Source organism: Thermogemmatispora tikiterensis (assembly GCF_003268475.1).
GTDB lineage: Bacteria > Chloroflexota > Ktedonobacteria > Ktedonobacterales > Ktedonobacteraceae > Thermogemmatispora > Thermogemmatispora tikiterensis.
In genome coordinates, this window is the sequence record NZ_MCIF01000002.1 from 3,662,529 (window position 1) to 3,679,208 (window position 16,680).

At 59.5% G+C, this 16,680-nt stretch carries 16 protein-coding genes and 1 tRNA gene; 5 read left to right on the top strand and 12 right to left on the bottom strand.

Going from position 1 to position 16,680, the window contains the following annotated elements:
• Window positions 1–133: 133 nt before the first annotated feature.
• Window positions 134–206 (bottom strand) — tRNA-Phe (locus A4R35_RS14675).
• A gap of 460 nt (window positions 207–666) precedes the next feature.
• Here A4R35_RS14675 and A4R35_RS14680 point away from each other — a divergent pair.
• From A4R35_RS14680 to A4R35_RS14705, 5 genes are all read left to right on the top strand, one after another.
• Window positions 667–1,002 carry a hypothetical protein gene (locus A4R35_RS14680; RefSeq protein WP_112430609.1) on the top strand — a complete coding sequence of 112 codons (336 nt, stop codon included), beginning with the start codon at window positions 667–669 and terminating at the stop codon, window positions 1,000–1,002.
• 318 nt (window positions 1,003–1,320) lie between these two features.
• Window positions 1,321–3,138, top strand: coding sequence for an NAD(P)/FAD-dependent oxidoreductase (locus tag A4R35_RS14690; RefSeq protein WP_112430613.1), 1,818 nt, complete (start codon window positions 1,321–1,323; stop codon window positions 3,136–3,138).
• Window positions 3,139–3,432: a 4Fe-4S dicluster domain-containing protein gene (locus tag A4R35_RS14695; RefSeq protein WP_112430615.1), complete on the top strand. Its 294-nt coding sequence runs from the start codon at window positions 3,139–3,141 to the stop codon at window positions 3,430–3,432.
• Window positions 3,433–3,436: 4 nt separating this feature from the next.
• Complete coding sequence (locus A4R35_RS14700; RefSeq protein WP_112430617.1) at window positions 3,437–4,432, top strand: hypothetical protein; 996 nt, start codon at window positions 3,437–3,439, stop codon at window positions 4,430–4,432.
• A 190-nt stretch (window positions 4,433–4,622) separates the two neighbouring features.
• Window positions 4,623–5,009: a hypothetical protein gene (locus tag A4R35_RS14705; protein ID WP_112430619.1), complete on the top strand. Its 387-nt coding sequence runs from the start codon at window positions 4,623–4,625 to the stop codon at window positions 5,007–5,009.
• Between the two features lie 300 nt (window positions 5,010–5,309).
• Here A4R35_RS14705 and A4R35_RS14710 read toward each other — a convergent pair whose 3' ends face one another.
• The 11 genes from A4R35_RS14710 to A4R35_RS14760 all read right to left on the bottom strand — a co-directional run bounded on the left by A4R35_RS14710 (window position 5,310) and on the right by A4R35_RS14760 (window position 16,660).
• Window positions 5,310–6,113: a hypothetical protein gene (locus A4R35_RS14710; protein WP_112430621.1), complete on the bottom strand. Its 804-nt coding sequence runs from the start codon at window positions 6,111–6,113 to the stop codon at window positions 5,310–5,312.
• A 275-nt stretch (window positions 6,114–6,388) separates the two neighbouring features.
• Window positions 6,389–7,876: a replication-associated recombination protein A gene (locus tag A4R35_RS14715; RefSeq protein ID WP_223258347.1), complete on the bottom strand. Its 1,488-nt coding sequence runs from the start codon at window positions 7,874–7,876 to the stop codon at window positions 6,389–6,391.
• 193 nt (window positions 7,877–8,069) lie between these two features.
• Window positions 8,070–8,990 (bottom strand): PfkB family carbohydrate kinase, encoded by a 921-nt coding sequence (locus A4R35_RS14720; protein WP_112430623.1) that lies wholly within the window; start codon window positions 8,988–8,990, stop codon window positions 8,070–8,072.
• A 223-nt stretch (window positions 8,991–9,213) separates the two neighbouring features.
• Window positions 9,214–10,227, bottom strand: coding sequence for an RNA-binding cell elongation regulator Jag/EloR (gene jag / locus A4R35_RS14725; RefSeq protein WP_112430625.1), 1,014 nt, complete (start codon window positions 10,225–10,227; stop codon window positions 9,214–9,216).
• 329 nt (window positions 10,228–10,556) lie between these two features.
• The gene (locus A4R35_RS14730) at window positions 10,557–11,564 is read right to left on the bottom strand and encodes a YidC/Oxa1 family membrane protein insertase (protein WP_112430627.1); all 1,008 of its coding nucleotides are present in this window, start codon (window positions 11,562–11,564) and stop codon (window positions 10,557–10,559) included.
• Window positions 11,565–11,593: 29 nt separating this feature from the next.
• Window positions 11,594–11,806 (bottom strand): membrane protein insertion efficiency factor YidD, encoded by a 213-nt coding sequence (gene yidD / locus A4R35_RS14735; protein WP_228026495.1) that lies wholly within the window; start codon window positions 11,804–11,806, stop codon window positions 11,594–11,596.
• A gap of 17 nt (window positions 11,807–11,823) precedes the next feature.
• On the bottom strand, window positions 11,824–12,219 hold the full coding sequence (gene rnpA / locus A4R35_RS14740; protein WP_189361823.1) for a ribonuclease P protein component: 396 nt from the start codon (window positions 12,217–12,219) through the stop codon (window positions 11,824–11,826).
• Window positions 12,220–12,358: 139 nt separating this feature from the next.
• The gene (gene rpmH / locus A4R35_RS14745) at window positions 12,359–12,493 is read right to left on the bottom strand and encodes a 50S ribosomal protein L34 (RefSeq protein WP_069805928.1); all 135 of its coding nucleotides are present in this window, start codon (window positions 12,491–12,493) and stop codon (window positions 12,359–12,361) included.
• Window positions 12,494–12,641: 148 nt separating this feature from the next.
• Window positions 12,642–13,310: an FHA domain-containing protein gene (locus A4R35_RS14750; RefSeq protein WP_112430633.1), complete on the bottom strand. Its 669-nt coding sequence runs from the start codon at window positions 13,308–13,310 to the stop codon at window positions 12,642–12,644.
• Window positions 13,311–13,449: 139 nt separating this feature from the next.
• A complete protein-coding gene (locus tag A4R35_RS14755) occupies window positions 13,450–14,688 on the bottom strand; it encodes a vWA domain-containing protein (protein ID WP_112430635.1) in 1,239 nt (412 codons plus the stop codon).
• Window positions 14,689–14,737: 49 nt separating this feature from the next.
• A complete protein-coding gene (locus A4R35_RS14760; protein WP_112430637.1) occupies window positions 14,738–16,660 on the bottom strand; it encodes a protein phosphatase 2C domain-containing protein in 1,923 nt (640 codons plus the stop codon).
• Between the last annotated feature and the right edge of the window lie 20 nt (window positions 16,661–16,680).

Sequence of the window (16,680 nt, forward strand, 5' to 3'; positions counted from 1 at the left end):
CAATCAACAGCGTCCTGGTTTGGGCCTGGCCAGGTTCCAACAACTAAGCTGGACTGCAAGGAGAAAAGAGAGAGACCAGCATGGGAAAGGGAAGGTTCTCCATGCTGGTCTCTCTCTTGTGGTTAAAGGGAGGTGCCAAGGGACGGAATCGAACCGTCGACACCAGCATTTTCAGTGCTGTGCTCTACCAACTGAGCTACCTTGGCGTCTCGGCCCACTTTAGGCCCGGGTCAATGACATATTGTTCAGCTGATCACTGGCCCATTGCTCAGGGTGATCACGTACAGGTACGTTGGATCAGGATTCTGGTCTCATTGTACAGATACTTTGGTGTGCTGTCAAGAGGGGTGTGGGGCAGTTGGCCATGTGGTATGGCCGAGTGAGCGGGCCAGGTTGGGCGAATGTCCTTCCTCATCTAATACCCAAATTGAAGAGTGGCTTCGTCAGGACGTAGCGCTGGCCAGAGAACAACAGGGATGCTCCGCCTGCGCCCCCGTTCCTGGGGAAGCCCGTCCCTTCTGCTCTTGCTCTACGCGGCTACTCTTCGGGATTCGAGTCGCGCTACGCTAAGACATTCTGGCTAATTTCACGGCGGTACCGTACCCTGCGGAATACCTTGATATAAAATACTCCTATGTATGGATATGAATTTCCGGGCTAGCGATTATGATTTCTCCGCGTAGCACAGCTGTCATATTTGTCCTGCTTCTGGTAGCTATCTTATCGCTGGCCTGCATCAGCCCGCTCGCCCTGTTCAACCCAACAGTGACCCAGGGGCCAGGTGTAGAGCACGCCGATGGCAAAATTGTGGCGATTCAGCAGGCCGATATGAGCTTTGTGCTTCAGACCGCCAGCGGTCAACGCCTGCGCTTTCTCTGCGTAGAGCGCTGTCGTCTGGCGCTGCAGCATATGGAGCGGCACCTGCGTGAGAAAGCGCATACCGATGTCTATTATTATCCGCAGACCACGGGCAAGCCTCCGATTGCCTTTCAGGTAGATTAGCTGTCGCCGTTGGCTCACCGGCTCTCATGCCCGTCTCAATCGAGGCTTTCGGCTTAGTGCCTGAGCGCTCGAAGCGAGTGATTAACTCGGCGGCGGCAGTGAGTGCCGAAAACAGACAAGGCAAGAGTCAGGGGGCGAGAGCAGTGAGTCTCCAGCTTGCTGGTGGGAGGATGAATGAGGTGAATGGGGAGCAGAGGGCCTCGTCGCTGGAGCCGGGGCCGGTCAAAGACGAGGCCCTGGCCAGCGCGCTCGAGAGCGAGGAGCTGGTCAGACTCAGGTGATGAACTCAGGTGATGGGTGAGTACAGATAGAGGAGCTATGAGACAGGATCAAGCAGGTCACCGGGCGCCCTTTTTCAAAGGGACTGAGCAGCCCAGTATTGATCGGGCTGATATTGTGATTGTTGGCAACGGCATCGCTGGTTTGACCGCGGCCCTCCAGGCGCGGAGCTTCGAACCTGATGCCCGTATTGCTATTATCAGCGATCAGAACCATCCCACGATCAATACGCCCGCGCTCAAACAGTTCGCCGTTGGCAAACTGACCCGTGAGCAGCTTTTAGCCTATCCCCCCGGTACAGAGCGACAGGAGCGTATCCACCTGATCCACGCGCGGGTCGAAAAAATCAGTGCCCAGAGCAAGTCTGTGACCCTGGCCAACGGCAGTGCCTTTGGCTATGGTACGCTGCTTCTAGCCACTGGCAGTATGCCTACTGCTCTGCCCTCTCAACTGCCGGGACGCGATTTCGATGGCGTCCTGACCTTGCACCGTCTGCAGGACTACCTGGATCTGCGGCGCCGCCTGCCCGAGGTCGAGGAGGCTGTGGTGATCGGCGGCGGGGCCCATGCCTGTGAAACAGTGATGTGCCTGCTGCACTGGGGTATCCATGTCCACTGGTTGATCCGCAGCGCTGTCCTGTTGCCGCGCATGCTAGACGAGACCGCTTCAGAGATGGTGCTGGAGCGCATCAGGCAGGCCGGGGCGACCGTCTATACTTCTACCGAGGTGATCGGCATTGTGGGCCGTGTGGGCAGCGTCATTGGCGTGGTGACCAATCATCAGCAGTTTATCCCCTGCCAGCTGGTCGTGGCCTGCACTGGCACAAAGCCGGTGACGACTCTGGCAAAACACTGTGATCTGCCCCTCAAGCATGAAAATGGCATCCTGGTCGACGACCATCTGCGCAGTAGTGTCCGTGATATTTATGTTGCCGGCGATGTAGCGGCCCTCAAAAACCCACTCACCGGTCAGTATGAGCCACGCGCTCTGTGGTACGCCGCTGTGGAGCAAGGCCGCATGGCTGGAGCGATGATGACTGGCCATCGTGAAGCTGTGCGCCCGTTCGGTGTTCCCTGGCATGCGACGCACCTGGGCGACCTGTCGATGCTCTACGTCGGTAATCCGCTGCAATCACCTCCTGGGTCCTATGTGCTAACTGATACCAGTCGCGGCGGCTATCGCCGCCTCTTGCTGCAGGGTGAGCGCCTCATTGGCTATCTCTCGCTCGGTCCGATGCAGCCCGATAGCCTGGCAATCAAGCGCATTATCGATGAAGAGCTGCCCGTGCGCGATATTTTGAAGGGCCTCTTGAAAGGCGAGTTCGACGCCCGCCAGTATTTGACACGCCAGCGCACCTACACCGCTCAGGATCTGGTGACCAGCGGACGCCTGGCCAGCGTGAAGCTCTCTCCTGTTCAGACGACCGCTCAGACCACACCCGAGCCAGCTCCCGCCGCTCGTAGCCTTGCTCCGGCTACAGCAGCAGCTCAGCTTGAGCCTCGTCTGCCAACAACCGAGCAACTACCCCCAATCTCTACCGGGCCAGTTGCCGCCCCTCAGCATGCTCCGGCCTCCGCTCCTGCTGTGCATGCTGGCTCCCGTTATCCTATCTTGCACGAAGAAGAGGAGATCAGTCCTTTCACCGGCACCTTGCCTGCTCTGCCAGAGCAAGGGCAAGGACAGGCAGGGACGCGCTTGCTCTCTGGCGACCTGCCCTCTCGTCAAGAGCAGGGCCGCGGAGGACGGCGCAATCTGTGGGCTTACAGCGATCCTGTGCTGCCCGCATTCCCGCGCCAGAGTCCAGCGCAGATGCAGCATAGCCGATCCTACAGTGAGAAACGGGAGGGAGGACGTTAAATGCGTAATCCTGTCCTTTTACATAAAACCGCTTCTCAGGTTCAACAGGAACTTGAGGCCTGCATTGGCTGCAATGAATGCCTGCTTGCTTGCCCAGCTCTTGATGAAGCCCTGACGATCGATGTCCTCAATCGCGAGACCTTCGGCGGTCCGATCTCGGCTCCGGTTGCGCGCTTTGCCCGCTCGTGCTATCAGTGTGGTGCTTGCGTGCCTCCCTGTCCGGTGGGCCTGCACCGTGATGCCATGATGATGTGGCTGAAGATCCGTCTGTACCGTTCTGGAGAGGAGGATTGAACTGATGCCGGCTTCGCGTTCTTCCTCGCCCTATGATTATGCCTCTGATCGAGAGTGGGCTGGCACGAGAGGCTATCCGCTCTTTTTCGTGTATATCAAGCCACGCAATTTACTGCGTGTAGCGCTCGGGCTGCTCATTATTGTGGCTGGGCTGGCATTCTGTATCTGGTATAGTCGCAATGGGAGCGATCCGACTCCTGATAGCCTTGTGGGTCTGATCTATGCCGTCCTGGGCACAGTTTTTCTCCTCTTGGCCGGCCTCCTCTATAGCTTGCATCGTCGCTCGCGCAAGAGCAAAAAGGTGATTGGTGGACTGCGCTCGGCCCTGGGCTGGCATATGTTCTTTGGCCTGACCGGTCTGGCTCTGATCTTCTATCACTCCTTTGGCAATTTTAACCCGCGCTCCGGCACTTATGCTCTCTATGGCCTCATTGCCCTGGTCATCAGCGGCATCATCGGGCGCAGCCTTGATCGAATCATGCCGCGCCTGATTGCGAAAGAAGCAAGTAAGGCCCTGACCCAGGAAGGGGAGGATCGCATTGAGGCCATTTCGCAGCAGCTGCAGGCCATTGTCGAGCATAATATGCAGCGTGTGCGCGGACTGACCCCATCGCCGGCCTCGGCCTCACCTGCTATCTCTGCTGCCCCAGAGCGCGGGGGAAGCGCTGGTCGCGGGCGCACCCTGCATGGCCCCTGGGACCTGGCCTATCTGACACTGGAGGAGACGCCCCAGGAGCTGAGCCGCTATGAACAGAGCTATCGCCTTGTACCCGATCGTAAAAGTCCCCTGAGCCGTCCCGGGGCCTTGCTACCCGGGGCCCAGGAGCAAATGGCTGCCTTGCAGGCGGTCGAACATGCCATGAGGCGCGAGCAATTCTATCGCTATGTCATTCGCTACTGGCGCATTTTCCATATCCTCCTGGCCCTGGTCACTGCTGGCCTGGTCATCTGGCACTTAGAGTATGCCGCCTCTCTGGTGATCCCCACGCTGTTCCATTAGAGTGAGCGCTCATCCTGCAGCAGCCACAGACAGCAGGGCGGGCTCTCTTCCTCTCCTATCTGCCTGCCTGCTGTCTGGAGGGCCTGGATTGGGGAGAGCTGCCTGCCTCGCCTGCCATCGCTCCCCGTGGTCTCTCGGCCTGGAAAACCCTGGTAGCGCTTGCTACGTATTAAGTAATGGAGGGAATACTATGTCGAGAGAACTGCTTATGCCCGGTACGCGCCCGCGGCGACTATGGCCGAGGCGCCTTGACCTACTCTTTCATCTCATCAAGACCGTTCGCTTGATTGCCTACCTGCTGCGACATGAGCATGTCGGAATTGGGCGGAAGGTGCTCTTTGTGAGCGGCTGTGGCCTCTTACTATTTTTGCTTCTCTTCCCCGATACCTTTGGTGAGCTGGTAAGCAGTACGCTGCTACCTGTAGTGGGAACTATCCTGGGGGTGCCTCTGGATGCTGGATTCGACTGGCTGACGCTGGTACTTGTCCTGGTATCCCTCTTGCGCGTCTTCCCCGCCGAGGTGGTAGAAGAGGGCTATCGCCGGATCTTCATTCGGCCAAAAAAGGCGCAGCCCTGACCGGCATAACCGGAGGGAGGCGCTCGCCTATCAGTCAGCTTCTCTGCCGGTGCTGCACGGTAGAAAGCCGAAAAGATGATCAAAAAAACACCAAGACCATACTGCACCGGTGGTGGTCTGGTCATCCCCCCGCTCAGAGCAGTACCCTGGCTCTTGCGCTGATCTTATCTCTACTGTTCCCCTGTTGTGATCCTCAATCGACCTGTGGTCGCCTTGCCTGGCTAGGGAGGCAGCCTGGACTCTTCTCCCAGCGATCCCTGGCAGAGAAAAGCGGTGGCTGGTCCGTGACTCTTTCTCTGCTCAGAGATGGATTTTGTCATTGGCATCAGACGGCCTGAACTTTGTCCCTGTGTTAATGAACACAATGTTCTGATCGCCGAGGTGGATGATCATGTCAGGCTTGCCGTCACCGTTGACGTCTTTAAACTCCAGGATTGGAGGAATCTGGTCGACATTCGAATTGGTGCCATAGAGATAGGGGCCACCGTAGGTGATGGCTTTCGCAGGATCGCCAGCCATCAGTTCAACAACAATGATGTGGCCGTGCAGGTTGATGGCGATAAAGTGGCTCGGATGCTGAGGACTGTCGCCTCCGTGACCAACGACGGCGTCAGTCTGATAGGTGCGCGGATAGCCATAGCGGATGTCATCAAGGCGCTGGGTGCCCCAGGAGATCAGCCAGGAAGTAAGAACCCAGAGGGCTAACATGACGAGCATGCCAACGCCGATAAAGAGCAGCCAGTGGATACGCCGATTTGCTTCCTTCTCTCTCTCGGGGAGGGGACTTTTGTAAGGGGCTTTCTGTGAGGTCTGCAGAGCTGGCGCTGGTGTAGCTCGCATGCGCGCCGTGATGGCCGGGCTGGCCGTAGTTGTCACCGGTTGCTGGGCGCTGCGTCGGTAGGTGTAGGGCACCGGCATCTGGCGCGTGGTCGACTGCGGGCTTATGGCTCGCTGCGTCCCCGTGAGACGAGGGTCGTTGAGCCGAATGGCACTACTACCGGGCCGCGGTGGTCGTGATGCATCTGGATCGTCTTCTGCAAAATAATCGAGCGGATCTGGTGGTACATAGCCACCACGGCGTGTCTGCGTTGTAGGGAGGGGCATTTCGTCTCTTCTAAGCCGGACGGATCGCTTCGTTGTTGTGTATTGCTGCCTCTCTTCTCCAGACATTAGCTCTCCCTTTCTCGATCAGTTTTTCCTGGGCGCTGCGCACAATGTCAATGCACGTTGCTCGACGAAAGCACCAGACGCACAAATTGCAAGCCCCAATAATTATGTAAGATAACCTGCCAGGTTGTCAAGGATAGATGTATATCAATTTAATGCAGACGTGTTTTGAAAAGAAAACGGCAGTTTCCTGCTTTTTGATGATATCTGTATCAGCATGAAGAATGGCTCTCTCCAGTAATGGACGAAGAACCCTCACTGTGGGTATCAGAGTGAGCCGCGGGCGATGCTGGCTGACTTTGGGTGGAAGAGGTGCGGCGTCGCTCCAGCCAGCGCCTGATGCTGGCCTCGTTGCCCTGCAGTCCAGGCTCGTAGTAGCGCCTTCCCTGCAGATTCGCTGGCAGGTACTCCTGCAACTGCACAGCTGGTGGTCGGGAAGGGTCGTCGCTTGCCTCCTCAAGCTGGTGGTAATAATCATGGGCATACTTATAATCTCTGCCGTATCCCAGCTGTTTCATCAGCGTAGTGGGAGCATTGCGGAGAGAGAGGGGTACCGTCTCCTGACGCTCCTGGTGCACGTCATCGCGCGCTCGCCCGTAGGCCAGGTAGAGGGCGTTGCTTTTCGGAGCGCTGGCCAGGTAGACCACGGCCTCTGCCAGGGCCAGATCAGCCTCGGGCAGGCCCACGAACTGGACCGCCTGTTGGGCGGCCACACACAGAGGTAAGGCCAGGGGGTCGGCCAGGCCCACGTCTTCCGTGGCGATCCGAATCAGGCGGCGGGCAATAAAGAGGGGGTCCTCGCCCGCTTCCAGCATACGCGCCAGCCAGTAGAGGCTGGCATCGGGGTCGGAGCCGCGGATGGCCTTATGCAGAGCCGAGATGGTATCGTAGTGTTGATCGCCGCTTTTATCGTAGAGCAAGGTCCGCTGTTGCTGAGCCTCGGCCACCGTTTCCGCGGTGATACGTCCCTCTCTGACGCCGGCGGCGGCCAGCTCCAAGACATTGAGCGCCGTGCGGGCATCGCCATTGGCGAAACGTGCGATCTGTTGCAAAGCCTCGTCTTCAATCTCCAGGTGATAGCGGCCCAGACCCCGCTCCTCATCTTGTAAAGCTCTTCTCAGGAGCTGGATAACGGCCTCCTCGCTGAGCGGATTCAAGGTAAAGACGCGGCAGCGCGAGAGCAGAGCGGCGTTTACCTCGAAAGAAGGATTCTCGGTAGTTGCCCCGATCAGGGTCAGCAGGCCCTGCTCAACGTAGGGTAAAATAGCGTCCTGCTGGGCCTTATTCAAGCGATGAATCTCATCGATAAAGAGAATGGTGCGCTCTCCTCGCAGCTGGCGTAGCCTGCGGGCCTCCTCGGTCACACGGCGCAAATCGGCCACCCCGGCGGCAACGGCGCTGAGCGTCACGAAGTGAGCGCGAGTCAGCTGGGCAATCAAACTGGCCAGCGTTGTCTTGCCGCTGCCGGGTGGTCCCCACAGGATCAGTGAAGGGACGCGATCCTCCTCCAGGCAGCGCCGTAGCAAGCGCCCCTCTCCAAGCAGATGTTCCTGTCCTACAAACTCATCAAGTGTTCGGGGGCGCAGGCGGGAAGCCAGCGGCTCTGCAGCTCTGTTTTCGCTGGCAGTGGCATTGGTACGCGGCGGTGCGCCCTTCTGGCTAGATGCTGGATCTGGAAAGAGCGATGCTTGCTCCATCATAGCGCTTGGCCTTGTCGGCGCTCGCGATGTCCTCCCGAGTGTGATGAGCGGTTTCTCCATTCTACCACGCGCGAGGTGCTGGCGTACAGCGCCTGTGTCCTGTCTGTCTGTCTGTCTGCCTGCCTGCCTGCCTGCTTATCTGTCGCAGACTTCCTCGAAAGGGACCTGTTGGCGATTGGGGAGGGGGAGAGGGTTAGCCAGCTTCTGGGCCTCGGCGCTGGGCCAGGCGCTTCTCCACCTGGGTAGGGGAGGGGATACCGCGCGTGCCCACGTCTTCCACCGAGAACGACGCCACGCAATTGGCAAAATCGACTGCGGCAACAGGATCGCCGGAGCGGGCCAGCTGCACCAGGAATGCGGCGGCGAACACATCGCCGGCCCCGGTCGGGTCAACTTCGCGCGCGGGATAAGCTGGGAAATGTTGCGCCAGGCCTGCGCGGAAGAGCGTAGCCCCCTCGCGGCCTGCCGTTGCTACCAGCAGAGGTACCAGTTGGCTCCAGCGGCGTAGAATCGCCTCGGCCTCCGCCCGGCTGCCGTTGGCAAATGGCAGCAGGTCGTCATGGCTCAAGATGAGAGCATCCAGATGAGGAAGGACCTGCTCGGCGGCCTCCCAGGGTGTGGGCCAGACCCTGCCATCGCTATCCCAGCGCCGCAGCCAGCCCTGAGGGGTTGCGGCCAGAATGCGCCCCTCGCCGCGCGGGAAAAGAGCAACTATCTCAGGGGTCAGCTCTTGGGCCAGGGGGGCCAGGAGCACGATCGGAGCTGCACGCCAGGGGTGAGGGACATCCTCGATCTCCAGAGGCTCACTGCGTGCGCGTAAATACTGGATACGGAAGCCATCCTGATAACGATTCTCAAAGGTTGTCGTCGTAGCTGCCATACGAGCGGCCAGACCAATACCGGGTAGCAGCGAAGGCAGCTGCTGGCAGATGTCTGGGGAGGCACAGGTCACAAGCGCTGCGGGCAGGCCGAGGCGCTCAACGGTTAACGTGGCGAAGGTCACTGTCCCGCCGAGAGCGAAGGAGCCATCAGGAAGCACATCGCGAGTAATATGACCGATACTCAGGAAGGCCGGTGGCTCAGCGCGAGCAGGCTGAAGGACGGTCGCAGGCATAAAAAGAACACCTCCCCTCTGGCGTGCGCAGCGCTGCACAGCGCAGTTTGATCACCTGTATCTGCCCGCCTGCACCTGGGACAAGCTATGCTTCTCCTGGCCGCTGTCCCTCATGACGAAGACGAGAGCAAGCGAGCGGCATAGTGGCGAGCCAGCAATCCCTTCTGATGGGAGAGAGAACCGGGCCAGTCAACCAGGCTGGCCAGTCGAGGACGGGCTTGGCTTAAGAGCGTCCGGGACGCTTCAGAGAGATCACCACGCGGCGCGCATCTCCCTCACCAATGCTCTCCGTACTGATATCCTGGCTGTCGGCCAGAGCCAGGTGCACGATTCGCCGCTCATGGGGAGGCATGGCCTCCAGGGCAATCGAACGGCGATAATTGCGCACTTGTTGCGCCACTCGCAGCGCCAGCGAGCGCAGATTCTCCTCGCGGCGCTGGCGATAGTTCTCCGCATCAACGATGATGCGCATGCGGCGTTTCGTGCGGTGACTGACGATGAGGTTCACCAGCAGCTGGAGGGCAGAGAGCGTTTCGCCGCGGCGGCCAATCAGCAGGCCCAGATTTTCATGAATGCCCTGGATATTGAGGGTGAGCGGATCGGTCGAGCGCACCTGGACCGAGGCGCGGATATTCATATAGCGTAAGATCTGCTGGAGCACATCGACAGTCAGCTCGATGTCCTCGCGTGTAGGCTGCACTGGCTCCTGGATGGTGGGTGAGCCAGTGGAGGTCTCGGCGGAAGAGGGAGCAACAGGGGCCGAGGAGGATGTTACACCAGCGGAGGCTGAGCTAACGGCGGGGGGAGCCGTAGAGGTGATCTGCTCACCAGGCAGCTGCTGAGGGCGAGCCGTAGGCTGCACTTCTGGGGAGAACGGCAGAGGCTCCTCGCCATACTGCTCCTCCTCATCCTCGTTCTCATCCTCTGAGAAATCTACAAACTCTTCCTGACTGTCGTAGGCTCCATGAGAGGCGCTTGTGAAGAAATCCTCCTCATCCTCTTCCCCCGCCTCGACCTGGCTTAGAATGGCATCAGCCATCTCAGGGGTAATCACCGCGCCGCGGCTGGGGCGAACCGTCACCCGGACTCGTGCCTCGCGGCTGCCAAGCCCAAAGGCGCCGCGTGCAGGTTCTTGCAGGACCGTCACCTCGACCTCATCTCGGCGCCTGCCCAAACGGAGCAGGGCCTGCTGGACAGCTTCTTCAACGCTTTTACCACTGGCCTCAATGCTTTCCACTGCTTACTTGCCTCCCTTGAAGGTATCACACAATGCCGGGCAGAACGAGAAGCGAAAGCGAGAGCGCAAGAAAATCGGTCAGTTGGTTGCCAGCCGGGGCAGTGGTTTAACCTGGATAGGGCAGACCAACCGAACCAAACCGAACTGGACCTTGGCGGTTATCGTATGGCAGCGGCCAACCTCTGCAGGCAGGCAGGCTGGCTTACAAGGCCTGCTCATTAGCTCTGCTACTAATTTGCCGGGGTAGGCCGGTGCGGCCCAATTCATAAACAACATCTATCCATCCAGTCCGCCCCGGCTCAAGACGACCTGACCGATGCCAGCTCCTCCTAGCTGGGAGTAGCATTCCTCCTTCGTACAACGCCGCGTCGACGGGCCGAAGCGCTGCGCAGGTGGCGGCGTGATGCGCTCGTGCCATTGCGCCAGGCGCGTTCCTCTGAGAAGGCTGGTCGCGCCTCCTGTGACTCAATTGTCTCTTCAAGAACACGGGTCTGGGTCAGTTGCTCACGCTGCTTCTCTTCCTCTTTGCGGGAGGGAGAGAAAGGGCTGGCTGGACCTGTGACCAGGTAGTACTGGGCCGCCATGATAATGGAGCCGACGGCCCAGTAGAGGGCCAGACCGGCGGGAAAACTCCAGGCGAAGAAGAGAGTGATCAGCGGCATCATCCAGGTCATGATCTTCATCGTCTGCTGCTGGGCGGCCAGAGCATCAGGGGTATTGGTGCCGGAGGAAGCCGTTGCAGAGAGAGCGCGATTGTTACGGGACTGAGTCAGATAGAGTTGGACAAAGGTGGCCAAAGCGGCCAGGATCGGCAGAATGTGGGTCGGGTCAGGTAGGGCCAGCGACAGGTGCCAGGATGGGTTAATGAAGGTGAACCAATCGAGGTTGACGTTGGGGAAATGGCTAAACTTTGGCAAGAAGGGATAGATAAAGCCATTGAGCCGCTCCAACCCCTGATTCCCCTTCACCGAAGCATCGTCAATGACCGCCCGGAAGGCAAAGTACAGCCCGTAGAGCACTGGCAGCTGCAGGAGCAACGGCAGGCAGCCCGAGTAGGGATTGATATTGTAGCGTTTGTATAGCTCCTGCGTGGCCTCTAGCTGGGCGCGCGGATCGTCGCGGAAACGCTCGCGGATGCGGCTGATCTCTGGCTGCAGCTCCTGCATCGCCTTAGCCGACTTCAGCTGCTGCAGCGTCAGCGGGAAGAGAATCAGGCGGATGATGAGCGTCAAAACGATGATCGACAGGCCGAAATCGCCAAAGAGGTGGTACAGCAGCATCAAAACGTTGAAGATGGGCTGCGTAAAGACGACATTGATAAAATCACTGATCCCCACGGGATTTCTCCTGCCTTCCTCGATCTTGCCTACTGGCCCAGGCGCTCAGGAACTGGGTCATAGAGATCTCCATGATAGAACGGGTGACAGCGTGCCAGGCGTTTCACCGTCAGCCAGCCCCCACGAATCAGCCCGAAGCGCTGGATTGCCTCGTACCCGTACTGTGAGCATGAAGGAACGAAGCGACACGAGGGGGGTAGAATGACGGAAAAGGTGCGCTGGTAGACACGAATCAGAAACATTGCAACGTACTTCACGGCTATCGACCTTTATGGACACTCCCTGCCGGGCGCTGCCGCCCAGACGCCTCATTGGCCAGCAGCAATCGCGCTCGGCGTAACAAAACCTGCAGCTCGGCCTTCAACGTCTGTAGATCAGCCTCAAGCGCTTCGCGCCTGGGAATCAGCACAAGGTCCACGCTGCGCAGCCGGGGCAGACAAGGCCGAATGGCCTCGCTGAGCAAGCGTTTGAGACGATTGCGCTGCGTGGCCAGCTTGAAAATGCGCCGGCTTACTACAAAGCCGACACGAACCTGATCGCTCTCCGTCGGTGCCCAGGCGAGGACCAACAACCTGGAGGCAACACTCCTTCCCTGCTGCCTGATCCGCTGGAAATCGCGGCTTCTGCGCAGGCGCAGTTCGCGTCTTAATGCCACCGTCTTGATAACTTCTGATCTATCATCTTCACCAACAGGTGAGAGAGAGCGCCTTAAGAGACACCCCAGGAAGGGAGCTGCCGCAGGCGGCGAGTCGACGCCGTCGGGCCAGGTGAGTATGGCCCGCCTGCGGGGGGCGCTAGACTGTCAAGCGCCAGCGGCCCTTCAGGCGGCGGGCCTTGAGCACTCGCCGACCGGCGCGCGTCGCCATGCGTTTCAAAAAGCCGTGTTCCCTCTTGCGGGGGATACGCTTCGGTTGCCAGGTGCGTTTCATAAACCCCTCGTTCTCCTCCACTAAAGGATGTCTTGTAGATTATAGCGGGTAGCGATCCTGGCTGTCAATGACGGGGGGAGGCATAGCTGGCTGCGCTCCGCTGGCAGCAGCTGCCTCCCCGCTTGAGCTCTTCTCCCCTACCTCTGGCTTACGAGGTTTTAAAACGCAACAGCACACGACCCAGCTTGATCTCGTCGTTATCGTGCAGCGGCGTTGGCGTCTTGGGGGCCAGGCGCTGCCGATTGAGGAAGGTGTAATTGGTGCTGTTCTCATCCTCGATCATGTACTGACCGTTCTGGATAAAGATACGCGCATGCATGCGCGAGACACCGCCCTCTTCGCCTCCGTGGGGAGTGAGGTCGATGTCGGGAAAGATGTTGCTGACCGCATCTTCACGGCCAATCAGGATGTTATCCTTCCCACTGATGTCGAACTCCTGGTTATCCGCCTCGACGATCAGTCGGGCGTGGAGGGCGGAACCTGCCGCCGCAGGGGCAGGGGCGGATGTTGCTGGTGCTGGGGAGGCCACAGGAGCGGCTGGCGCCACACTGGGGGCGCTCACCGCCGCTGGTGCTCCCAGCAGGCTCACGCCGCAATTCGAACAGAAAGCCTCGCCCTGGGGATTCTGCGCGCCACATGAGGGGCAGGTTTGCATGCCTGGCTGCGCGGCTCCACTGGGAGCAACGGGCACTGCCGGGGCTGAAGCCGCTGGAGACGCTGGTGCCGCTGGTGCTGCCGCGCTCAACGGCTCGCCACATTCGTCGCAAAATGCCGAACCATCCGGGTTCTCATGACCCAGTGAACAATAAACTGGCATAATTCTACTCTCCTCCTCTAATCCGGTGTTACCCCTGAAGCACGCCTTCTCGCTTCTGCGCGCGTCGGTGGCGCAGGCGACCGACACCTTCAGTGAATCCTCCCGTGCTGTTCTGCTCTTTCTGCTCTGTTGCGCACTGTCAGGGCAGGATGTCGTCCAGGCGTTGTGTCAGCTTCCTCGTCTTGTTACCAATCGATTTGACTTGCTCTTGAGAGATCTGCTGCCCTTTGCTAATCTGCTCAAGCGCCGCTTGTGTCTCTTCATCAAGGATACGCGTCACATTGGGGGCCAGGCGGGTTGTTACCTTGCCTGTGCGCTTATACTCATCAAGGATGCGTGTCACGAGGCGCTGGGCGTTAGCCTTCTCAGCGAAATTCATGACTCGCGCGTTCACCTGAGCTGCCTGGTTGGGATCGGTGGTGAATGTGACTTTAATATCTTCGCGGATGCGCTCGCCCACTAGATTGGCGATGGGCACATCGTAGGACAGCTCGGCCTGAGCGATGCGGAAGAGGCCCGCCGGACGTGGATCGATGAGCAGTTCGACCAGCACGGCCTGGGGCGTCTCCTTCTCCAGGTCGCCCAGGGGAATCACCACCTGACGGTCCGAGAGGACGGACTGCCCGAGATCGCTGATGATGGGCAAGACTTTGACGGCCTTTTTCGGAGTGACGCCTGTTGGCAGGCGCAGGGTAAGGACGGCGTTGCGCACGGCCACAGCGACGGCGCTCTGAACCTGCTGCTGGAAGATGCTCATGGCGTCGGCGGGATTCCTGATGAATTCCGCCGGCATCCCCCCACTGAGCTGGCCAATGTCATCTAGCAGATTCTCATCCCAGTCCTGTCCAATGCCCAGCGGATAGATGGCGATTCCCGCAGCTGCTGCTTCGCGGGCAAGCTGGCGACAGCGATCTGAATCGCCGTAGGTGACCCCATCCGTCAGCAGTATCATGCGATTGACGGTATTAGGAAAGCTGTAGCGTCGCAGTTCGTTGAGGCCCTGGATCATGCCCAGTGACATGGTGGTACCGCCTCCGTCGCGAATGCGGTCGATGGCCGCCTTCATGCCTACCTTGTCCTGCGCGGGCATGGAGGGGATAATCACCTGGGCCGTGTCGTCGAAGACGATGACTGAAACGTAGTCGGTCGGCTCCAGGTGGTCAATGACCATCTTGACCGCCTCTTTGACGTTATGCAGCTTGGCTCCTTTCATGGAGCCGGAGTGATCCAGAACCAGGGCAAAATTCAGGGGCAGACGGACCTGGGCCATCATCTCGGTGGGCTTGGCCTCCAACAGGACATAGGCGAGCTGGCTCCCACCGGTGACCGGCATATAGTCCTTCCCCAGCTGATACGCCAGCACTACCTCACCAGGCATAGTCTATCAGCTCCTTTCATTGGTGGCAGCCTTCAGTATATCATAGTGTTCAACGTACAAAGACCACAACAGCGCTGATGTTATCTTCTCCCCCATTTGCATTGGCTGCCTCTATCAACTGGGCACAGGCTGTCTGTGGATCTGGGGCTGTGTTGAGAATGCTCTCGATCTGTGGGTCGCGTACCATCTCCCAAAGCCCGTCCGAGCAACTCAGCAGGATGTCTCCCGGGTACAACTCTTGCTTGAAGAGATCGATCTGCACGTTGGGGCGATCGCCCAGGCTGCGGAAGATCTGGCTACGCTGCGGATGGGTGTACACTTCGTCAGGCTGGAGCAAACCGCCGGCCACAAGCTGCCCCACGAGCGAGTGATCGGTCGTCCGCTGATAGAGTTGTCCGCCACGGACCATATAGGTACGACTATCGCCCACATTAACGATATACGAGTGGCGCCCCACAATCATAAAACCGGTCAGGGTGCAACCCATATCGGTCTTGTTCTGCTGGTTAATCTGGCAGAGGCGGCTGTTGGCCTCCTCGACGGCTTCCTGAAGCAAGCGCACAAGCTGGTCTTCCTCCGCGGGTGCCGGCGGTTGCTGGCTCTCCCTTTCGGCGCTCAGGGGGGCTGCCAGCAGGTCGCGGACAATGCGCTCGGCTATAGTATTGACGGCGACGCGGCTGGCAAGCTGACCGCTGGCATGTCCTCCCATGCCGTCGGCGACGATGAAGATACCCATTGGTTGGGAGATGGATTCGTGCGAGCGCTCCAGGAGGAGGACCAGGGTGCTGTCCTCGTTCGGCTGATCGCGGCGAAGGATGCCCGCGTCGGAGAGGGCCGCCGCCATCAAATGCACGCCCTCGGGGAAGGGATCGCGCTCGGCCTGCGGCTGCTCAACGGCGTAGGTGCGCCCTCCTTCAATGAAAGTGTTGATGATGTGACCTCCGGTGACCCGAGTCTCTGGGCTGGTCCGCTCGCCGCTAAATTCATGCAAAAGGTAGGGCATACCCAGCAATTCGGCGCCGCAATTGATGCAGAATTCGTCACCTTCGGCATTTTCCTGGCTGCCACAGTTCCAGCAGCGCTGGTAGCCCTGCTGGTCGGTGACCTGATAGATGCGCTCGTGTTCCTCTTCTCGTATGAGCTGGTTGATCAGGTAGCGCCCACCAAGGAGGGTGCCGCTCTCTAGCGGCCCGCTGCTCGCTCCTGCCATGACTTCGCTGCCGAGATTCTCTGCTTGCTGGCTCTTTGAATCCAATCCAGCACTGGCTGCGGAGGTCTGCTCGGCAGCCTCTGGCTGAGCAGGTTGATCTGCTGATGATTGCTCTTCCACCGCGGTTGTTATCCCTTCTTGTGATTGTTCTTCTATTGCTCCTTGCGCGGCTGACTCTGCTGGGCGGTCAGCCGCGCGGCTGACCGCAGCGGAGGCCGGTTGCTCGCTCTCGACAGACTGAGCTGCTGAGGTCCCCATCAGCTCGCCGCTGCTTGGTGGACTGCTCATCGCTGCCGCTGAGCCTGGCTCTGCCTGGCCACTTCTCTCGCCGGTCGCAGCCGCTGAAGCAGCGGGCTGCTCACTGGCGATGGTGCCACCCGGCGTCTCGGCTACCTTCTCGCTCATGCCCGGCGCAAGCAGAATGGTTGGTAAGTCGGCCACGTCCCTGGCCTCTTCTTCCGATCTGCTGCTTGCTTGCTGCTGCTGCTTTTGCTGACGTTCGGCCTCCTCCAGCTCGCGCTGCCAGCGCTGGCTATGGTAGGCCATCATGCGCTCGGGAGTAAGGATCAGGGTCGGTGCCAGACTGGGGTCTTCCGGCTCCTGGCTGGTGGCGATGCGCTCCGCTCCTTGTGGTTGTCCAATTGACTGCTCGGAAGCGGTGGAGCTTTCGCCGGCGGGGGTTTCCCGCGGAAGCGAGCGCCCACAGCTTTTGCAGAATTTTGCATCGTCGCGGTTGGGCGTGCTACACACTGGACAGATCATACCTGCTCTCCTCGCTCTCT

Coding starts and splice junctions, on each gene's coding strand:
- A4R35_RS14680 (WP_112430609.1), top strand. CDS start 667: ATGATTTCTCCGCGTAGCACAGCTGTCATATTTGTCCTGCTTCTGGTA.
- A4R35_RS14690 (WP_112430613.1), top strand. CDS start 1,321: ATGAGACAGGATCAAGCAGGTCACCGGGCGCCCTTTTTCAAAGGGACT.
- A4R35_RS14695 (WP_112430615.1), top strand. CDS start 3,139: ATGCGTAATCCTGTCCTTTTACATAAAACCGCTTCTCAGGTTCAACAG.
- A4R35_RS14700 (WP_112430617.1), top strand. CDS start 3,437: ATGCCGGCTTCGCGTTCTTCCTCGCCCTATGATTATGCCTCTGATCGA.
- A4R35_RS14705 (WP_112430619.1), top strand. CDS start 4,623: ATGTCGAGAGAACTGCTTATGCCCGGTACGCGCCCGCGGCGACTATGG.
- A4R35_RS14710 (WP_112430621.1), bottom strand. CDS start 6,113: ATGCCCCTCCCTACAACGCAGACACGCCGTGGTGGCTATGTACCACCA.
- A4R35_RS14715 (WP_223258347.1), bottom strand. CDS start 7,876: ATGATGGAGCAAGCATCGCTCTTTCCAGATCCAGCATCTAGCCAGAAG.
- A4R35_RS14720 (WP_112430623.1), bottom strand. CDS start 8,990: ATGCCTGCGACCGTCCTTCAGCCTGCTCGCGCTGAGCCACCGGCCTTC.
- yidD (WP_228026495.1), bottom strand. CDS start 11,806: ATGTTTCTGATTCGTGTCTACCAGCGCACCTTTTCCGTCATTCTACCC.
- rpmH (WP_069805928.1), bottom strand. CDS start 12,493: ATGAAACGCACCTGGCAACCGAAGCGTATCCCCCGCAAGAGGGAACAC.
- A4R35_RS14750 (WP_112430633.1), bottom strand. CDS start 13,310: ATGCCAGTTTATTGTTCACTGGGTCATGAGAACCCGGATGGTTCGGCA.
- A4R35_RS14755 (WP_112430635.1), bottom strand. CDS start 14,688: ATGCCTGGTGAGGTAGTGCTGGCGTATCAGCTGGGGAAGGACTATATG.
- A4R35_RS14760 (WP_112430637.1), bottom strand. CDS start 16,660: ATGATCTGTCCAGTGTGTAGCACGCCCAACCGCGACGATGCAAAATTC.